The organism is Caniella muris (assembly GCF_943193035.1).
Classification (GTDB): Bacteria; Actinomycetota; Coriobacteriia; order Coriobacteriales; family Atopobiaceae; genus Granulimonas; species Granulimonas faecalis.
In genome coordinates this window covers 154,876-173,186 of the sequence record NZ_CALPCK010000003.1, presented here as the reverse complement: position 1 = coordinate 173,186, position 18,311 = coordinate 154,876, and the positions used below count along the sequence as shown (strand labels likewise).

Below are 18,311 nucleotides of genomic sequence, written 5' to 3'. Positions count from 1 at the left end.
GCCGAGAACGTCAGGTCCGGCCGCAGCCCCTGGGCGTCGGTGCCGGGCCGCTTCGGCTCGCCGGCGGCCTCCTTCTTCCCACTGGTCACCCCCGCAGACGTCTGCGGGGCGAGCCTGCTCGCGCCGTTCCTGGACGCCGAGGGCTGGCGCCGCATCCGCGAGGGGGTCTGCGGCGCCGCCTCGCTCCTCGGCGACTTCCCCGGCCGGGGCGAGCGCCGGGCCGGCCCCTGGTCGGACTACTCGGCCGGCGCCCTCCAGCGGGTGGGCGGCACGGTGCGCCGCGTCCTGGGCGCCGTGCCCGACGCCGCCGCCAGGGTGGGGCTCCTGCGGGGCTCCATGGACGCCACCATGGAGCGGTGCCGCCACAGCGCCGCCCTGGGGGCCGCCGCCCTCGCCGAGCTCGACGCCCTGGGCGTCGGGTTCACCCTCTCGTTCGAGGGGGCCACGGCCCAGGCCAGGGACGCCTCCGACCACCTGCGCATCGAGGCCAGGCTCGAGGACCCCGCCCTCGGCAGCTCCTCGGTGCGCGTGATGTCCACCTCCTACGGCGCCGCCCCCCAGGCGGACCCCGAGCTTTCCGCGCGCCTCGCCGCCGTGGACCGGTCCTCTGAGGCGGGGCGCATCCGCGACGGGGCGGCCACCTGGCGCCTCGCCGAGGACGAGCCCGACGCGGCACGCGCCCTCAGGTCCACCAAGCCGTCCCCCGACCTCGCCCCCAGCGACGTCAGGGCCATGATGAGGGTGTTCTGCGGCCGTCACGCCGACTTCGCCGTCACCGACACCGACGGGCGCGTCTGGCTCCAGCGGAACCCCCTCGACGGGTCCCTGGCGGGCGTCGCCGACAACGACGAGTTCTCCCGCTCGGTGAGGGCCCAGGGCCGCGGCCGCCTCCGCGACCCCTCCCTGCCGGACGGCCGCAGGCGCATGGGGTCCATCGCCGTGCGCGCCACGGCGGACTCCACGGTGAGGGTCTATGTGAGCCCGGAGCCGGTGGCCGCGGGCCTCAAGGTGAGCTCCCCGGGCCCGAACCGCGGCCGTCCCGTGGCCGACGTGGACCGCGACACGGCCCTGCGCGAGCTCGACTCCATGGTGGAGGCCGCCAAGGAGGCCCTGGTCGAGCGCCTCGGCCTTCCCGCCATGGCCGCCACGGCCGACGCCGGGGGCGCCTTCGGGGCCTGGGACGGCGACGAGGAGGTCTCCTCGCTCCAGCGCCAGTTCCTCAAGGTCGTCTCCGGGGGCTCGGACTGGGCCGAGGCCGGGTTCGACCCCGAGGAGGCCCAGGGGTTTCCCCTGGTCGGGCCCCATGCCTCCCCGCGGGAGCGGGCCGGGGCCTGCGCCAAGGCCGCCCGCATCTGGACCGACGGCCGCGTCGGGGGTCCCAGGGCCGGCGGCGGCTTCCGCATCGACCCGGTGAGGGTCGCCGCCTGGGCCGCGGGGCCCGACGGCCCCATCACCTGCCGCCAGAAGATCCGGGAGCTCGTGCGCCAGGCGCGTCTCTCCCCGGAAGACATCGTCTCCGACGACCCCTCCCAGGCCTACGACGAGCTGGAGGCCCTCGTGGCCTTCGACCCGGAAAGCGCCCGCACCGTCGACGAGGTGGACCCGGAGAGCCTCGAGGGGGCGTGCCTGTCGGCCGTGGCCGACGCCTGCCGCTCCGTGGGCGCCGAGGTGGAGGGCCTCGCCATCGACGGCCACGGCGTCATCTCCTACAGCGCCCGGTCCCCCCAGGGCACCGTCGTCTCCGGCACCGTGGGCCAGGTGCCCTCCACCGACGGCAGCGGCATCATGCGCACGGGCTACGTGGGCAGGCCCGACATCGAGTTCGTCGGCGGCTGGCAGGGCCGCTACCTGCGGGGGGCCAAGAGCGCCGTGCCCCCATGGGAGCGCATCCGCCTCACCTCCTTCGCCGAGTCCATGGCCGCCGGCGTCCGCCGCTGCGTCACCCGCCAGACCCTCGCCAGCCGCACCGGCAGGTCCGCGGCCGGCCCCGAGGGGGCCTCGGTGTGCCACGGTGAGCGGGCCCTGAACCGGCTCGTGCGCTCCCTCATCGAGGACCGCCGCGCCCCCGGCCAGCTCGCCTCCATGGCCGTCCACGGCCACGACCTCGGGGTGCTCGTGGCCCAGGGGAGAAACACCGTGCGCTTCCCGCGGCAGCTCCGGGAGCAGGCCGGTTACGGCGCCCTCAAGAGGATCGGGGAGCGCTCCGGGCGCCCCTGGAGCGCCGACCGCATGAGCGACGGGCTGTCGCTCACCGGCGGCGACTGCATCCGCGTGGTGGGCTTCGACGGCATGTTCTGCGACTCGGCCGTCAACGTCACCTCCGACGCCCAGGGCGTCGTGAGGGTCCTCGGCAAGGGCGTCGAGGTGGACGCCGACGGCCACCCGGTGCCGGTGCTCGACACCGACGGCAACCCCGTCCAGACCCCGAGCCCGCTCGCCGACGATGCCAACCACGCCCCCGTGCTCGACTGCTCCACGGCCGACCGCATGGCCATGACCCTCTCCAACGCCGAGGGGGCCATCTGGGCCAACCAGCGGGCCACCATGGCCCTCCTGCCCCTGGGAGGGCTCACCATGGAGGACGCCTGGGTGGTGGGCCGCGCCTTCGCCGAGGCCCACCCCGTACCGACGGAGGACGGGGGCCAGAGGCCCCTCCACGCCGGCGACAAGCTCTGCGACAAGGCCGGCAACAAGGGCGTTATCTCCTTCGTCGCCGACCCCGACGCCGACCTGTCCTCCCTCTCCCCGTCGAAGGCCGACGCCTGCCGGCTCTTCGCCATGAACCCGCACCTCGACGTGGCGGCGAGCCCCCACTCGTTCCTGTCCCGCATGAACGGCGGCACCCTCGTGCAGATGCTCGAGCACCCCGCCGACCTCGTCATGCCCGCCCCCACCGCCGCCCCGGAAGGCGCCTTCGGCGACATCCCCTACGCCGTCGGGGCCGACGGGTCGCCCGAGGCGGGCCCCGACGGGGTCCCCGTCGTGGACGAGGGCAAGCTCGGGCGCCGCGTCGAGCGCTGGCTCTCCCAGGACGCCCGCGTGGTCGAGCTCCCCGTGGACGCCCCCGGGGGAGGGCCCCTGCGCATCCTCGTGGGCCTCGGTCTCACATCGGAGGAGGCCGAGGGGGTCCGCTCCCTGGTCCTGGCCTGCGCCCGCGCCGCGGCGGCCGCCGACGCCGCCCGGGCCGCGGGAGGCCGGGGCCCCAGGGCCGCGGAGGCGGCCGCGCGGGACAGGGCCCATGCCGTCCTGTCCGACCTCGAGGCGGCCGGGTGCTCCACCCGGGTGGTCCCGCGCGGGGCCGTGACCGTGGCCGGCGGCTGCGGCGAGGTCCTCGTGGACATCACCGACAAGACCACCGACGAGAAGACCAACGTCTACGACCCCGACAAGGGGGAGGGCCGCAACTCCTCCGGCCAGCTCCTCTGGATCGTGGACGGCTTCGGCCTGAAGGCCCTGGAGAGCGAGCTGTTCGCCAACGACCGCGGCTTCAGGCGCATCCAGGCCAGGGCCCAGGCCATGGGGGTGCGGATCGCCGACGACGGCGAGATCTCCCGCATCGAGTCGGTGGGGGACCTCACCGGCCGCCCCATGCGGCTCCCCACCCCCCTCGCCGCGGGGCGTTCCAAGGTGAGGGCCGACGGGACCCTGGCCATGGACGAGGACGCGGCCCGGGAGGCCGCCTGCGCCCTGCTGTCGGGCCCCGGCGGCTACATCGACCTGCCCTTCGCCGTGGACTTCGGCACCGAGCCCGACGGGGCGCCGCGCCCCGTCCCCGAGGCCGGCGGCCGTCACTACATGCCCGTCATCGGCTCCGCCTGGCGCGGCGCCACCGTCGACGCCGACGGCAGCGAGCACATGGAGGACGTCACCCGCAACTACGTGGGCCTCATCGTCGCCGCCATGGGCTACGAGCACCACGGCGCCTGGGCCCGCATCCACGAGGCCCGGGGCGAGGCCGAGGCGGCCGCCGCCTGCGCCCGGCTCCAGGAGTCCTGCCGCGGCCGGGGGCGCGCCTGCGCCCGGGCCATCGCCGACGATGTGGCCGAGTCCATGTGCGCCGGCACCAGGAACGAGTTCCTCGAGTGCCTGCTCAAGCGCCGTATCAAGGGAAGCTCCACCTGCGTGTGGGTCCCCGACCCCGACCTCGCCGTGGACCAGGTGGCCCTGTCGCCGGAGGTGGCGACAAACGCCGGGGTGGAGGACCGCGACCACGTCCTGGTCTGGCGCGACCCGATCCTGAGGCGCGGGGGCGTGCGCTACCTGGAGGTCGTGGTCGACGAGGGCCTCGACGGGTGCATCGCGGTCAACCCGGTCATCGCCCAGTCCATGGACGGCGACTTCGACGGCGACTCGGTGGCCGTGGTGCCGGTGAGGTCGCGGGCGGCGAGGAGGGAGTGCGAGGCCGCCCTCACCTGCGCCGCCGAGGGGGTGCGCCTGGACCTGTCGGCGCCCGCGGACGAGGACGGGCTGCGCCCGGTCTTCTTCAACAACGGCTCCGACGTGCGCCTGGGGGCCCACCTCGACCCGGGGGCCGCCTCGGCCCTCGCCGAGGCCAGGGCCATGGCCAACGCCGGGGACCGTCGGTTCGGCGCCGCCGAGAGCGCCGCCGTGCTCCGGTGCCTCAGGGCCACCTCCCTGTGCCCGGAGGCCGTGGTCACCGTGTCCGACCCCAGGAGCTGCTTCGAGTCCATCCACAGGACCACGGTGGCCCCGGGGGTCAAGGGGTCGGTGGGCAAGATCTGCGACCTCGCCGCCTACATGGGCTACGCCCTGTCCATGGGCGAGGACGGCACGGTGACCTCGATCGGGGTCGACCCCTTCCTCTGCCGCGACGGGGCGAAGACCCGCGGCTCCCAGCTCTCCACGGCCACCAAGAGCGAGGCCGTCGGCCTCGCCGGCGCCAAGCACAAGCTCGGCATCGCGGCCATGCGCGGAGGCGACATCGAGGCCACCAACGAGTGCTTCCGTGCCCCCACCCAGTCCCTGCTCCAGGCCAAGCACGACGCAGAGGTGGCGAGCTTCCGCTACGACCTCATCGGCGACCCCACCAACGAGGTCGTCGCCGGCCGCGGAGTGGAGTGCACCGTGGACGGCCGGGGCAACCCCCACTGGGAGGCCTCCCGCACCGGCCAGATGGACCCCGGGGAGTGGGCCGACATGGCCCACGGGTTCTTCTGCGGCGGGGACGGTCACAACCTGCCCATGGAGCGCTCCATCTTCGACAGGGTCGCCAGGGGGCTCGCCGTGGACGGCCCCGACGGCCGCCCCGTCATGGCCGACATCACCCGCCACGACCTGGCCGACCACCTGGGTCCCTCGGTCATCGACTGGCTCGCCTACCACCCCAACGCCATGGGCCTGAAGCAGCTCGCCGCCGACGAGGGGACCCACAACCTCTTCGACGGCCTCGAGGCCATCCAGCCCGGCTCCGTGAGGGACCTCCGGGAGGCGTCGGGCAGGGGCCCGGTCACCGTGGCCGACGCCCGGGCCCGCTTCGCCGAGCTCCACGACAGGCCCCCCCAGCCCCGTTGGTCCCGGTCGGGCCGCACCCGCTTCGAGGCCATCCCCGAGGAGGCCGCCGACGCCTTCGGCAGCAAGGACGAGGGCATGGCCCTTTAGGGCCCACCCGTCACCCCAATTGAAGGGGTCCGGGGGCATAACCGCAGCTAGAAGCCCTATGGGTGCCGCGGCGAGCCCCCGGGCCCCTTTCCTGTGTGCCATGGTTCTACCGAGAGAGAAACCGCGCCCCGGAGCCTGCGCGCCCCGGGGCCCGAGATGGAAAGGGGTCGGTCGTGGAAGACATCTTCGAGGGGGGCCTGGGCGGGTTCGCCGACGCCGACGGCGCCATGGACTACGAGGTCGAGGACGAGGGGGGCCCGGCGGACGACTACGAGGTCGCCTGCGAGCCCGAGGCGCACACGGCCCCGGCGCCCCAGGCGGGACGCGCCCCGTCCGGGCCCCAGGAGGCGGTGCCCGACGCCATGGGCCGGGTCCTCGGGGACCTCGGGGCCGTGATCCAGGACTGCCTCGAGAAGGAGCGCGCCGTCGCCCGCGACGAGGCGGGGCGCCTGGAGGCCCGCATCGCCGACCGCGACGCCAAGATCGCCGACCTGGCGGCCGAGGTGGGGTCCCTGAAGGACGCCCTCGCCGACGCCCGCGACCAGCTCGCCCGCGCCCAGGGGCGCCTCCACCTCATCGAGGCCGTCATGGGTGCCGACGACTCCCAGGTGCCCTGGGTCCGCGAGTCCGTGGAGACCGCCCTGAAGGCGTCCCACTGATGGGAGCCGCCCGCGCCGCGGTCACCGCCGCCTCGATCACCGTCGCCGCGGGGGCCCCTTGGGCCGGCGTCGCCCTGGCCTCCACGGGCGACGTCGCCCGGGGGGTCCTGGTGGGCTCCGCCCCCATTGCGGCCCTCGCCGCCGTGGCCGCCGCCTCCGCGCTCCGCCGCAGGGCCGCCGGCGCCGCTGCCGCCGCCCCGGCGCCCGCACCGGCAGGGGGGCGCGCCCGCTACCGCGGCCCCGGGGCGAGGAGCGTGGCCGTGGCCGTGGCCGTGCGCGGGCGCACCCTGACCCTCACCGCCGACGACGGGGAGGTCACCGGCATCCCCGTCTGCCTTGCGACGGCCGCACCCGGATCGTGCGTCGTCGACCTGGACGTGTGCGGCCGCCTCGTCTTCGACGACCCGGAGGCGGCCGCGAGAATCATCGAGGAGATGATCCCATGACCGATCACATGATGACCCCAAGGGTCCTGACCTGCACGGCGAGGGCGCTTTGCGCCGCCTTGGCGGCGGCCCTGTGGCTTGTCGCCTGCACCCTCGCCGCCGTGGCGGCCGCCCTCGCCGCCATCTGGGCCGCCGCCCTCTGGGCCCGGCTGCTGGGGGCCACCGCCGAGTGGACCGTGACCCAGATCCTGCTCCTGTGGGGCCCTCCCACGGCCATGAGCTCGGCCCTGTGCGCCGCCGCCCTCTGGCGCGGGTTCGGCTCCATGGGCCGTGCCTGCCTGCGCCTCCAGAGGCGCGCCGCCGACGCCCTGGCGGAGAGGGTCGAGGGAGGTGAGCGCCATGGCCGCCGGTGACTCCTTCGAGGCGGTCTTCGCCGCCATGGCCGGCGTGCCCTCCGACAGGGTCCAGCAGGCCCGCACCAAGTGCCTCGGCGCCATCGTCGCCGAGTCCTGTTGGGGCCCCGGGGTCCCGGAGGTGACCACCGAGTGCTCCATGGCGGCCACGGCCACCGTGGTCGTGGACGCGGCCCGGCTCTCCTACGACGAGGGGCGCCACATGAGGCCCTGGGTCGTCGTGACGGGGCGCGTGGCGTCGGTGGCCGCCGACGCCGACGCGGGGTCCCCGGTGCTCGGCTACGGGGTCGCGGTCGTGGACATGGGGGAGAAGGCCCCCGTGTGCCAGGTGTGCGTGGACCTCACCGACGCCGACCTCGCGTCCCTCGTGGCCGCCGGCCTGCACCTCCGCGGATCGCGCCTGGACCTCTCGGGGCTTCGCGGGGCCTCCTTCGAGATGCCGGCCTCCGTCGACGTCACCCAGGTCTCCTGGGAGCAGGAGCGCTCCGTGGTCTTCGTGGACTCCATCGACCTCGAGGACGGCTGGCCCGTGGAGGGTCTCGGCGCCTTCGTGACGGTGAGGAGCCCGAGGGGCGTCGAGGATGCCTGACGACCCCTGCGTGGTGTCCGCCTCCTTCACGGTGCCCTCGCCCCGGGGCGGCTCCCGGGGTGCCTCCCCGGGGGCCCACGCGGCCCGCTACGTCGGCCGCGACGGGGCCTGCGAGTCCCTGGGCGCCACCGCGGCGCCCCTTCTCGCCCCGGATCCGCCCCGGATGCCCCTGACGTCGGTCCCCGGGGGCCGGAGGGTGGCCGACGGCAGGCTCTTCGGCTCCATGGAGGGCATCGGGTCCACCCTGTCGGGCACCGGCTCCTGGGCCGAGGCGGCCTGCCGCCGCATCCAAGACCTGTTCCTGGCCGGGCGCACCGTGGTCACCCTCGTCTTCTCCTTCGCCAGGTACTTCATGGAGTCCGTCGGGGCCGTCGCCAAGGGGGCGCTGGCCCTCGGGAGGGCCCAGGTGCTCCGGGTCCGCGCCGCCGTGGCCCGGGCCATGGAGCGGGTGGGGGAGGAGTACGACTCCATGGGCTGGGTGGCCGGGGTCCACACGAACACGGACCACGTCCACTGCCACGTCTCCGTGGTGGAGCAGGGCCGGTCCCCCCGGACCTCTAAGGGCAAGGTCCCCCGGCGCTGCCTCGCCGAGGCCCGGCGACGGGCCGCCGAGGCCCTGGAGGACGGCTCCTGCGGCCGCCCCTGGGCAGCCGTGGCCGCCGCTGACGAAAGGTCCCAGGCCTCCGTCCTCGACGGCCTCGAGGCCCCCGTGGTCGCGGCTGGGAAGTCCGCCCGCGACGCCGTGGCGCGGACCCGGGGCCAGGTCGCCTCCGCCCTGGAGGCCATGGCCCCCGAGGAGGTCCGGGACCTGGCCGCAGACGGCCAGGGCGGCACCTTTGAGCCCCCGTGGCCGGTCCTCGGGCGCCCCATGGCCAAGAGGTCGGCCGCCGAAGAGCGCTCGTGCCGCGCCCGGGCCCTCTCCGAGAGGGCGGCCGCGCGGCTCCAGGTGGAGTCCGTGAGGCCATCGGACACGGCGGGGCTCCAGGCGGCGTGGCTCGCCTCCCTGGCGGAGGCCGCGGCCGAGCTCTCCGAGCGGGAGCTGGAACGGTCCCGCCGAAGGCGCGCGGTCGCCGGGAGGGACCCGGAGCAAGGCCCGGAGGACGCCCCGGAAGACCCCCGGAGACACGCCCCCGGAAACGCCCCCGACGCCCTCGCGGAGGCCCTCCAGGACCTCGCCGACGCCGCCATCGCCCCGGAGCTTATCTCCGAGGCCGTGGCCCTGGGCATCGTGGAGGGCCCCCGGATGGCTCCGGCTCCGGAGGACCCCCTTCAGGACCGCCAGCCGGCCGTCGGCGCCACCGCGGCCAAGGGCCGCCAGACGCCCGCGGCACCCCCACATCGCCGCCCAGGGCCCGAGGCCGACGGGTCCGTGCCCAAGGCCGCGGAGAAAGCCCGGCGGGACGCCGACGCCGAGGCGCCGGAGGCCCCCCGGGACCCCTGGGGGCACGGGATCTAGACCGAAAGGAGGGCCGCCATGGCCCCTATGGACATCTACGGATCGCTCTCGACGGTGTTCTCGACCCCCAAGGGGCGCTCCGGGCTCGACGGGGAAGGCCCCGACGGTTTCGCCGCGGAGCCCCGCCGGCGCCTGGCGGACCTCTCGGGGTACGACGCCATCGCCTCCTGGGGCGACCTCTGCCCGGTGCCCGCCAGGGCCGTCGAGGGCAGGGACGCGGAGCTCGCCCAGGTGAGGTCCGCCCTGGCCCGCCCCGAGAGCTCCAACGTGGTGCTCCTGGGTCGCGCCGGCACGGGCAAGTCCACCATCGCCTACGAGGCCGCGAGGACCGACGGCGAGCGCATCTGGCTGGAGCTGGACGTGGCGTCCATGACGGCGGGCCTCTCCAACCCCGACGAGCTCGGCGCCCGCCTGAAGCGGGTCTTCTCCGAGGCCTCGGACCTCGCGAGGGGCGAGGACGCCGACGTGTGCCTCTTCATCGACGAGTTCCACCAGCTCCAGGCCCTGTCCTACGGCGCCGTGGAGGCCCTGAAGCCCCTTCTGGCCCGTACCGCCGACACCCGCGTCCACGTGGTGGCTGCCACCACCATGGAGGAGTGGGCCGAGCACCTGTCGGCCAACAAGGCCCTGGCCGAGCGCTTCGGCCGGGTGACCGTGGCCCCCATGGGCCACGACGCCTGCGTCTCGGTGGTCCAGGCCTTCCTGGAGCGCCACCTGGAGGAGGACTGCAGGATCCCGACGGGCTTCGCCGCGTCGCTCGTGAAGGCCACCGACGACTACATGCCCGCCGACGCCCAGCCCAGAAAGTCGGTGCTCGCCGCCAACGAGGTGGTGGGTGAGCACCGGGTGAGCGGGGCGCCGCTGGACCGTGCCATGCTGGCCCTGGCCGTGGAGCGGCTCTGCGGGGCCAAGCTCGAGGCCTGCTTCGACCCCGACGAGGTGCTCCGGGCCCTGGAGGCCCGGGTGTTCGCCCAAGGGGAGGCCTGCGGCGTCGTGGCCGCCCAGCTGAGGCTGGCTGCCGCCGGCTTCTGCGACCCCGGCAAGCCCAAGGCGTCGTTCCTCTTCTGCGGCTCCACCGGCGTCGGCAAGACCGAGCTGGCCCGCTCCCTCGCGTGCTCCCTCTTCGGCACCGAGGAGGCCATGGTTCGCCTGGACATGAGCGAGTACGTCACCGAGGCCTCCTGTGACCGCTTCCGCCGGGAGCTCTGCCAGAGGGTCTGGGAGCGGCCCTTCTCCGTGGTGCTCCTGGACGAGGTGGACAAGGCCCACCCGGCCGCCGTGAGGCTCCTGCTCCAGGTCCTCGACGACGCCCGCCTCTCCGACCGCAACGGCCGGGTCACGTCGTTCTCCTCCTGCTACATCTGCTGCACCACCAACGCCGGCTCCGACATCTTCGCCGACGTGGCCCGCTACGACTCCGACGCCTCCCAGGACCTGCTCACCAAGCTCGACCCCCTCGTGAGGCGCCGCCTCACCTCCTCGGACGGGGTGGGGGGCAAGTCCCGGTTCCCGCCGGAGCTCCTCGGCCGCTTCGACGCCGTGTGCCCGTTCCGGCCCCTCTCCGAGGCCACGTCCATGAGGATCGTGATTCGCGAGCTCGACCGGGTGGCCGCCAAGGCCAAGAGGCTCCACGGCGTGGAGGTGTCCTTCGCCCCCAGGGTCGCCGACTTCTTCGAGAGCGACCGCATCGACGACGCCTCCGGCGTCAAGGACGCCGCGGCCGGCGGCGCCCGCCGCATCCGCAGGCTCGTGGAGAAGGAGGTGGAGGTGCCGGTGGCCGACGCCGTCATGCGCCACCCCGAGGCGGCGTCGCTCCACGTGGACGTGGAGGGGGAGCTCCTCTCGGAGCAGCCCGAGGAGGCGGCCCTCAACTTCAGCCGACGCATCATGTCCGAGGCCCGCGTCGTCGTGGAGGCCGGGTCATGGAGGTGAGAGCGCCCCACGGCCAGGTCTCCCCCTGGGCGGGCAGGACGCGCCCGTCGGCCGGTCCGGGGCGGCGGAAGGCGGGCCGCGCCCTCGACCTGGTCCTTATCGCGGCGGCGGTCCTGGCCGTGGCCGGGGCCGTCCTCTGGTTCGCCCCCGGTGCGGTGGAGGGGGCGCGCCTCGAGGCCATGGCCGAGGAGACCTCGACCGATGCCGGCGGAAGGGACTGGGGGGCCCTGAGGGCCGCGAACCCGGCCTGCGTCGCATGGCTCACCGTGGAGGGGACCCCCATCGACTACCCCGTGCTCCAGGCCACCGAGGACGACCCGGACTACTGGCTCTCCCACGACTTCTGGGGAGGATGGAGCCGGGTAGGGTCCCTGGTGGTGGACGCGGACACCGACGCCTTGGCCGCCCACACCATGGTCTACGGCCACCACATGGGTCCCGGCGAGGCCTTCACGCCCCTCTACCGGGCATGGGACGACGGCGTCTTCCAGGGCATCGGCACGGTCGTCCTGGACACCCCGGAGCGGGGCACCGAGACCTTCCGGCCCCTCTTCGCCTTCCGCTGCGACAAGGCCGACCCCGAGGTGCAGCGCTTCGACTTTGCCGGCGGGGCGGACGGTTCAGGATGCGACGTCGCCACCCTGAGGTCCTGGCTCTCATCCCTGGGCACCCGGGCGGAGGCGTCGGCGGAGGGCTGGCAGGAGACCGCGGACGGCACGTCCCGGGTCCTCACCCTCGTCACCTGCTCGAGCCCCTGGGCGGGGCAGCGCGGGCGCACCGTGGTGGTCTGCGCCAGGGTCTGAGGGAGCAGACGGCATGAGGCCCCCTAAGGGATCGTCCCCTGGGGGCCTCTTTCTTGGCCGGGGATGTCCCTAGGCCGTCTTGTGGGCGGCACCGCCTGAGGCGCGATCCCACAGCAGGCGCCCTTGCCACCTCTCCCAGAGCCCGGCCCCCTCGGCACTTTCCCAGAAGGCTCCCTCGGCCTCGGTCCACCGGGAGCACCCGCCGACCGTTTCCTCGATGTCCACGGCGGCATGCTCCGTGACGAGTCCCAGGAAAAACCAGGACACGGGGGTTTCCGAGAGGGCCTCCGCCAAGGCGCCCTCGTTGTCGGCGAGCTTGGCGATGAGGCGCTTCACCTCGTTGTACTTGTCGACCCTTCCGTTCCAGCCCTCGGCGGCGGCTCCGAAGGCGACCTCTGCGGCCGGGGTCCCCAGGAACCCCCTCGGGTCGATCTCGATGCAGGCCCCCTCGGCGGCGCCTTCCATGGCCAGGGGCGCGACCGGGTGGCTCCTCCCGGGGGTCCGGCGGTGCTTTCGGCGAAAGGGGAGGTCGAGGCCGTCGTTCAGGAGCTCGCCCGCGGCCCAGCCCAGGCGGTACGCGAAGGGGTGCGGCGCAGGGTCGGCGGACGGCGCCACGGGGTGTGCCGCGGAGCCTGCCAAGAGCACCTCTACGGCCTCCCGGAGGCGGGCCGCGAGGGCGTCCCGGACCGCGTCCACGGGGACGGCCGACGGGGCCTTTGCGGGCGCCCCCGCGGGGGTCCTCGCGGGGGTTTCGGCAGCGGTCCCGGCGGGGCCCCTCGGCAGACGCCGGCGGAACGTCCCGGCGAGGGTCTCGGCGGCGGTGTCGGAGGGCAGAGCCAAGGGTCTCCTTCCCGGAGGGGCCGTAGCGGGGCGGTGCCTAGAGGGGGTTTCCTCGGGGAGGCTCATCGGTCCAGACCGAGGTGCTCCTCGACCTCCTCGAGGGAGTAGGTCTCAAGCTTCCCCGCGCGCCAGGCCCGGACGTCCTCCAGGACGGCCTTCTCGAAGGAGGCGTCGTAGGGGGTCTCGCCGGAATCTTCGCCGGTGGGTGCCGCGGGGGTGTCCTGGGTGCTCATCGAGGGGCTCCTCGGGGTTCGTGTCCAGGGTGGACGGAAGTGGATGTCTGTGTATTTTAGCAGCTCGGTGGGGGTGCCTGAGGTGGGACGGTGTCCTTCGGGACGGGCCGTTATATTACCTTATATTATAATCAAATATAATTACTGGGGGGATTCGGGCCGGTCTCCGGGTGCGGAGGATGCCCCCGGCGCGCCGCGCCATGGCGTGCGGCTCCGGGCCTCGGAGGACGACTCGCAAGGGACGCGCCTGAAGAGGTCGGTCCCCGCCGTGGGGATGTCTCGGGGGAGTTCCCCGCCGTCAGGTGCCGTCGACGTCCGTCACGGAGGTCCGCACGGTGCCGCCGCCGGCGTTCACCGCGACGGGGGCGACCCACCTGACGAAGGTGTCCGTGGGGGCGCCCTTGGGGCCGTGGTGGTAGGTGTGCCAGTGACCCCTGCGGATGTGGGGCGCCACGGTGCGCCCCGGGCCCTCCCCCGGGCCCTGGCCGGACCGGGCCCGCCGGAGGTCCGAGAGGAGGCTGAAACCCACGTCGGAGAGCTCGCAGGAGCGCCTTTTGGGGAAACGGCGCCGGATGGACCTCCTCCGGGCCGTCCTCGGCTCCTCCAGGGGCACCATGTCGGCGTTCTCCGAGGATAGGTACATGAGCGAGGCCAGGGTACGGGACAGCAGGAGGCCCGTGGTGGCCGCGAACGGGGCGGGGACGGCGGCCAGGGCCGAGAGCCTTCTCACGGTGTCCTCCACGACCTCCTCGACGGTGGAGTCCCAGGGGACCCTCAAGGGGATCGGCGCCACGGTGCGTCCCGCGGGGCCGCCGGTGTCCAGGAGGAGCACCGCCAGCACGCCCTCCTCGAGGGCCGAGGCGAGGACCCCGGTGCCGTCGCCGAAGGAGAGGTAGAGGTCGTCCACCGGCAGGTGCGCTAGGGCGCACGCCGGGAGCCGCCCGCACCCGGCGGAGAGCTCCTTGGCCAGGGCGGCGGGGACGCGGTAGACGCGCCTCGAGAGGTCCCAGGCGCAGGCGACGGAGATCGACGTGAACGACCCGACGCTCGGGTCGGCGGTGTCCATGGCGGAGAACAGCCCCGAGAGGTCGTCGGACCTGGCCCGGGAGAGGTCCCGCCTGATCCTGTCGAGGGCCCCGGGGCCCACCCGGGGGTCCTCCGACTCCTGCAGGAGGAGCCTCTCCGGCATGAACGGCGGCATCTCGCGCCGGGTCTCGGCGGGGGTCTCGGCGGTGTCCATGGGGGCTCCTCGAGGGTCCTGGGGGCGAAGGTGGGCTCACGGGGTATTCTAGCGGGTCCGGCGGGGGCATTGCAGAAATCATTAAGGACTTCCCTGTGGGGGCGCCTGGGATGGGCTAATCTGGTGCCGTGCCCCGCCGCCGGCCGTCACCGCGGCGGGCGGGTGTGCCCTTGTCCTTGGAAGGTGGGTCTCACATGGCGGGGAACAGTGCGTTGGGGGCCGCGAGGACCGCCAAGAACGACGAGTTCTACACGCAGCTCACCGACATCGAGAAGGAGCTGCGCCACTAAAGGGGGCATTTCAGGGGCAGGTCCGTCCTCTGCAACTGCGACGACCCGTTCGAGTCGAACTTCTTCAAGTATTTCGTGCTGAACTTCAACCGGCTCGGCCTCACGAGGCTGGTCGCGACATGCTACGCCGACTCGCCCATCGCGGGACGGCAGTTCCCGCTGCCCGATGTCGCGGGGGGGGGCTCGCCGAGGGCGTGAGGGGCAGGCCGTACAAGGCTGTCGTGACGAAGGTTTACGACGCGACCGGTGACGGCGGCATCGGCATGCTCGACGTAGCCGAGCTGTTCAGGCGGAGGGAGAACGAGCTCGTCGAGCTCGAGGGGGACGGGGATTTTCGGAGCCCGGAGTGTCTGGGGCTGTTGAGGGAGGCGGACGTGGTCGCCACCAACCCCCCCCCCTTCTCCCTTTTTCGCCAGTACGTCTCGACGCTCGTGGAACTCGGGAAGGACTTCGTCATCATCGGCCCGGACAGTGGCCGGAAGTACAGGGAGACGTTCCCGCTCATCAGGGACGACAGGATGTGGCTGGGCGCCACGAGGCCGAGGCGCTTCTACGTGCCCGACTCCTACCGGGCAAAAGGCGTGAGGGTCGACGACGAGGGCCGCCGCTACATGCAGATGGGGAAGGTCTGCTGGTACACGAACCTCGACATCGGGAAGCGCCACGAGGACCTGGTGCTGTTCCGGCACTATACGCCGGAGGCCTATCCCCCGTACACGAACTTCGACGGGATCGACGTGTCCAGCGTGAGGGACATCCCCTGCGACTACGCGGGTGCCATGGGGGTGCCGGTCAACTTCCTCGACGAGTACAACCCGGACCAGTTCGAGATCGTCGGCCTGGGTGAGGGCAACCTGGCCAAGGAGATCGGCGTCACCCGCAACCACGAGGGGCGCACGAAGCTCGAGGTGCGCGGCGAGGACGGGTCCTACAGCCTGCCGTATGCCCGCATCGTCGTCCGCAACAGGCGCCCCGAGACCCCGAAGGAGGCATGAGGCGATGCGTATCAAGGAGCTCAAGGTGACCGTCCGCGAGGTGTGCAAGGGCTATGCCAACGACGCCGAGGAGGGCGTGGTCGGCTACGGCGGCCGGCTCGACATCCGCCCGAGGTACCAACGGGAGTTCGTCTACAGGGACAGCCAGCGCGATGAGGTGGTCCGGACCGTGATGAGGGGGCTGCCCCTCAATGTCATGTACTGGGTCGACCGGGGCGAGGGGTGCGGGGGCGACACCGACGGGCCGCGCTACGAGGTGCTGGACGGCCAGCAGCGCACCGTCTCACTTTGCGAGTACGTTGACGGCTCCTTCTCGGTGGACGACCTGTACTTCTACAACCTGCCGGCCGACCGTCAGGAGCAGATCCTCGATTACTCACTGTTCGTCTACGTGTGCGAGGGTACGGACTCCGAGAAGCTCGACTGGTTCCGCATCATCAACATCGCCGGCGAGCGGCTGACCGACCAGGAGCTCAGGAACGCCGTGTACGCAGGGCCGTGGGTATCGGACGCGAAGCGGTACTTCTCGAAGACCGGGTGCGCGGCGTCCACCTTGGGGGACGGCTACCTGAAGGGCAAGAGCATCCGCCAGGAGTTCCTGGAGGCGGCCATCTCATGGGCTGCCGATGCGGAGGGGAAGACTGTCGAGGGCTACATGGGGGAGCACCAGAACGACCCGACGGCCCAGGGGCTGTGGAGCTACTTCCGGTCGGTGGTCGAATGGGTGCAGGCGGTGTTCCCGACCAAGCGTGGGGAGATGAAGGGCCTCAAGTGGGGGCTGCTCTACAACGCGCATGGCGACCGGCGCGACCTGGATCCCGAGGTGCTCGAGGGGCGCGTGAGCGAGCTCATGGCCGATGAGGACGTCACCAGAAAGCCGGGCGTCTACGAGTACCTTCTGACGGGCAACGAGAGGGTGTTGTCGATCAGAGCGTTCGACAGGCGGGACGCGAGGGCGGCCTACGAGCGCCAGGAGGGCGTATGCCCCATCTGCGGGGAGCACTTCGAGTTCAAGGAGATGGAGGCAGACCACATCGTGCCGTGGAGCGAGGGGGGCCGCACCGTCCCGGACAACTGCCAGATGCTCTGCCGCGACTGCAACCTGAGGAAGGGTGCGCGGGGCTGACCGACGGCGCCTGCCGGTCAGGGCCCCGACGGGGGAGGGGGCCTTGGGATGGTCCGGGGCAGTAAAAAGGAGGGGCCCCATAGGGGCCCCTCCTTGGTTACGAGCCGGGGTTCACGACGGGTGCCCCCCCCTTCGCGGTCCCGGCCCTACTCCCAGTGGCCGGGGACGTCCACGACCCACTTCTGGCCGGTCTGCTTCTTCTCGTAGTGGCCGTTGTCCACCTTCTCGTCGTAGGAGTCGTCGAGGTAGGTGCCGTGGGAGAAGTCGCCTTTCTCGCAGTAGGCGAAGTCGTGGTCGCCCCAGGCGTCCACGGAGCTGAACGACGCACCGCACCCGTTGCACACGTATTTCGGACGTGTGACGTAGGTGATCTTCGGCACCCACACGTTCTCGTAGACGGGCTCGTAGTGCCCCTTCTCGGCGACCCACTTCTTGGCCGGGGTGGTGGAGCCGCCGGAGGAGCCGCTGCCGCCGGAAGACTGGCCGCCACCGGAGGAGCCGCCATTGGACGACCCAGACGCCTGGCTGCCGCCCGAGGACTGGCCCCCGGAGGAGCCGCTACCGCCGGAAGAGCCGCTGCCGGACGACCCGGACGTCTGGTTGCCGCTGTCCGCAGGCTTCTGCTCCGCGGGCTTCTCCTCGGGCTTCTGCCCCTCCTCGGCCGGCTTGGACGCCGGCGCCTTGGAGGCGTTCTCCTCGGCCCTGTCCGTGGCCTGGGACCCGGCGTCTCCCGAGAGGGTGCCGTCGCCCCTGGCCACGGCGTCGGCCAGCTCGCCCTTGATCTTGTCCAGGTCCTCCTTGGTCACCTGGTCGGCGGGCACCGGGTCGAGCTTGACGTCGACCTTGGGGGCCTCGGCCCCCGCCCCGTCGTCGTCGGCCTCAGCCTCCGGTGCGGCCACGGTCACCTCCTGGGGCTCGGGCACCTTGTAGACGGAGCCGTCCTGGTTGATGGGGGAGACGAAGGAGACGGTGTAGGTGCCGGGCTTGAGGTCCACCGACGCCGTGCCGGAGGACACCTCCTCCGCGCTCACGGCGTGGGCGAAGGCCTCGGTGGGGGAGGCGGACCCGTCGTCGGCCCCCTGCTCGTCGCCCCCGGCGTCGGCCACGGGCTCCACCACGGCCACCAGCGGGCTGGACTGGTCCGTGTAGCCCTCGGCGCTCACCTCCAGGGCCACGGCCACCGGCTCCGCCTCCCCGTCGTCGGAGGCCTGGGCGGCCGCGGTGGGCGGCTCCGCCGGCACCGGCAGGGCGCCGGGGGCGGCCGCAGCCCAGGCCCCCACGCCGACCAGCAGGGCCGCGGCGGCGCAGCAGCCGGCGGCCACGGCGCGGTTGCGGGCCCTGTTCGGCGACGTCGTCAGGGCCTCCCGGAGGCGGGAGGGGACGGCCTTTATGGAGACGAGGACCCGTCTGGAGGCCTCGCGGAGCTCTTGCAGGGGCTGGTGGTCGGCCATACGGAACTTCCCTTCGGTCGTGGCCTACTGTTGAAAACAGTATAGCACGAACTAAGGGAAACGGCTGCTAGAACCGGGAAAAGAAGGAGACGGCACCGTTCGCGTTGAATATCGCCTGCATACCCTCTGGCCGGAGGGGCACCCCCTCCCCGTACCGTAGGGGCGCCCCGCGCCCGGGGTCGAGGCTCTGTGGGACACTGTCTGTCTCCGATCACAGTGTCGGCATCTGTTGTACAATGTGGGCACGCGACGGGAACGTCCGCCTTGGTCAGTGGGCGC

At 73.1% G+C, this 18,311-nt stretch carries 14 protein-coding genes and 1 pseudogene; 11 read left to right on the top strand and 4 right to left on the bottom strand.

Annotation, left to right across the window (positions count from 1 at the left end):
- From NFR49_RS10120 to NFR49_RS10085, 8 genes are all read left to right on the top strand, one after another.
- Window positions 1-5,619 (top strand): hypothetical protein (locus NFR49_RS10120; RefSeq protein ID WP_251159481.1); only part of this gene is annotated, 5,619 nt, incomplete at its 5' end.
- Window positions 5,620-5,792: 173 nt separating this feature from the next.
- Complete coding sequence (locus NFR49_RS10115; RefSeq protein ID WP_251159480.1) at window positions 5,793-6,278, top strand: hypothetical protein; 486 nt, start codon at window positions 5,793-5,795, stop codon at window positions 6,276-6,278.
- Window positions 6,278-6,724, top strand: a complete 447-nt coding sequence (locus NFR49_RS10110) for a hypothetical protein (protein WP_251159479.1) — start codon at window positions 6,278-6,280, stop codon at window positions 6,722-6,724. The genes NFR49_RS10115 and NFR49_RS10110 overlap by 1 nt, the downstream gene beginning before the upstream one ends.
- Window positions 6,721-7,077, top strand: coding sequence for a hypothetical protein (locus NFR49_RS10105; protein ID WP_251159484.1), 357 nt, complete (start codon window positions 6,721-6,723; stop codon window positions 7,075-7,077). Before NFR49_RS10110 ends, NFR49_RS10105 begins: the two co-directional genes overlap by 4 nt.
- Window positions 7,064-7,666: a hypothetical protein gene (locus NFR49_RS10100; RefSeq protein WP_251159478.1), complete on the top strand. Its 603-nt coding sequence runs from the start codon at window positions 7,064-7,066 to the stop codon at window positions 7,664-7,666. Before NFR49_RS10105 ends, NFR49_RS10100 begins: the two co-directional genes overlap by 14 nt.
- On the top strand, window positions 7,659-9,122 hold the full coding sequence (gene mobL / locus NFR49_RS10095) for a relaxase MobL (protein WP_251159477.1): 1,464 nt from the start codon (window positions 7,659-7,661) through the stop codon (window positions 9,120-9,122). The genes NFR49_RS10100 and mobL overlap by 8 nt, the downstream gene beginning before the upstream one ends.
- 18 nt (window positions 9,123-9,140) lie before the next feature.
- The gene (locus tag NFR49_RS10090) at window positions 9,141-11,054 is read left to right on the top strand and encodes an AAA family ATPase (RefSeq protein WP_251159476.1); all 1,914 of its coding nucleotides are present in this window, start codon (window positions 9,141-9,143) and stop codon (window positions 11,052-11,054) included.
- Window positions 11,045-11,857, top strand: coding sequence for a class B sortase (locus tag NFR49_RS10085; protein WP_251159475.1), 813 nt, complete (start codon window positions 11,045-11,047; stop codon window positions 11,855-11,857). The genes NFR49_RS10090 and NFR49_RS10085 overlap by 10 nt, the downstream gene beginning before the upstream one ends.
- 69 nt (window positions 11,858-11,926) lie before the next feature.
- Here the strand turns inward: NFR49_RS10085 and NFR49_RS10080 are convergent, their stop codons facing one another.
- From NFR49_RS10080 to NFR49_RS10070, 3 genes are all read right to left on the bottom strand, one after another.
- Window positions 11,927-12,697 (bottom strand): hypothetical protein, encoded by a 771-nt coding sequence (locus NFR49_RS10080; RefSeq protein WP_251159474.1) that lies wholly within the window; start codon window positions 12,695-12,697, stop codon window positions 11,927-11,929.
- A gap of 62 nt (window positions 12,698-12,759) precedes the next feature.
- A complete protein-coding gene (locus tag NFR49_RS10075; protein WP_251159473.1) occupies window positions 12,760-12,930 on the bottom strand; it encodes a hypothetical protein in 171 nt (56 codons plus the stop codon).
- A 298-nt stretch (window positions 12,931-13,228) separates the two neighbouring features.
- A complete protein-coding gene (locus tag NFR49_RS10070; protein ID WP_251159472.1) occupies window positions 13,229-14,170 on the bottom strand; it encodes an AcrVA2 family anti-CRISPR protein in 942 nt (313 codons plus the stop codon).
- 194 nt (window positions 14,171-14,364) lie between these two features.
- Between NFR49_RS10070 and NFR49_RS10065 the strand changes: the two are divergent.
- From NFR49_RS10065 to NFR49_RS10055, 3 genes and pseudogenes are all read left to right on the top strand, one after another.
- A pseudogene (locus NFR49_RS10065) lies at window positions 14,365-14,658 on the top strand (adenine-specific methyltransferase EcoRI family protein).
- A complete protein-coding gene (locus NFR49_RS10060; RefSeq protein ID WP_251159471.1) occupies window positions 14,655-15,455 on the top strand; it encodes an adenine-specific methyltransferase EcoRI family protein in 801 nt (266 codons plus the stop codon). Before NFR49_RS10065 ends, NFR49_RS10060 begins: the two are co-directional and overlap by 4 nt.
- Before the next feature lie 4 nt (window positions 15,456-15,459).
- Entirely contained in the window at window positions 15,460-16,581 is a 1,122-nt protein-coding gene (locus NFR49_RS10055; RefSeq protein WP_251159470.1) for an HNH endonuclease family protein, read from the top strand.
- A 146-nt stretch (window positions 16,582-16,727) separates the two neighbouring features.
- On the opposite strand, the gene NFR49_RS10050 is transcribed toward NFR49_RS10055, so the two are convergent.
- Window positions 16,728-18,032, bottom strand: a complete 1,305-nt coding sequence (locus NFR49_RS10050; protein WP_251159469.1) for a prolipoprotein diacylglyceryl transferase — start codon at window positions 18,030-18,032, stop codon at window positions 16,728-16,730.
- Between the last annotated feature and the right edge of the window lie 279 nt (window positions 18,033-18,311).

Coding starts and splice junctions, on each gene's coding strand:
- NFR49_RS10110 (WP_251159479.1), top strand. CDS start 6,278: ATGGGAGCCGCCCGCGCCGCGGTCACCGCCGCCTCGATCACCGTCGCC.
- NFR49_RS10105 (WP_251159484.1), top strand. CDS start 6,721: ATGACCGATCACATGATGACCCCAAGGGTCCTGACCTGCACGGCGAGG.
- NFR49_RS10100 (WP_251159478.1), top strand. CDS start 7,064: ATGGCCGCCGGTGACTCCTTCGAGGCGGTCTTCGCCGCCATGGCCGGC.
- mobL (WP_251159477.1), top strand. CDS start 7,659: ATGCCTGACGACCCCTGCGTGGTGTCCGCCTCCTTCACGGTGCCCTCG.
- NFR49_RS10090 (WP_251159476.1), top strand. CDS start 9,141: ATGGCCCCTATGGACATCTACGGATCGCTCTCGACGGTGTTCTCGACC.
- NFR49_RS10085 (WP_251159475.1), top strand. CDS start 11,045: ATGGAGGTGAGAGCGCCCCACGGCCAGGTCTCCCCCTGGGCGGGCAGG.
- NFR49_RS10075 (WP_251159473.1), bottom strand. CDS start 12,930: ATGAGCACCCAGGACACCCCCGCGGCACCCACCGGCGAAGATTCCGGC.
- NFR49_RS10070 (WP_251159472.1), bottom strand. CDS start 14,170: ATGGACACCGCCGAGACCCCCGCCGAGACCCGGCGCGAGATGCCGCCG.
- NFR49_RS10055 (WP_251159470.1), top strand. CDS start 15,460: ATGCGTATCAAGGAGCTCAAGGTGACCGTCCGCGAGGTGTGCAAGGGC.
- NFR49_RS10050 (WP_251159469.1), bottom strand. CDS start 18,032: ATGGCCGACCACCAGCCCCTGCAAGAGCTCCGCGAGGCCTCCAGACGG.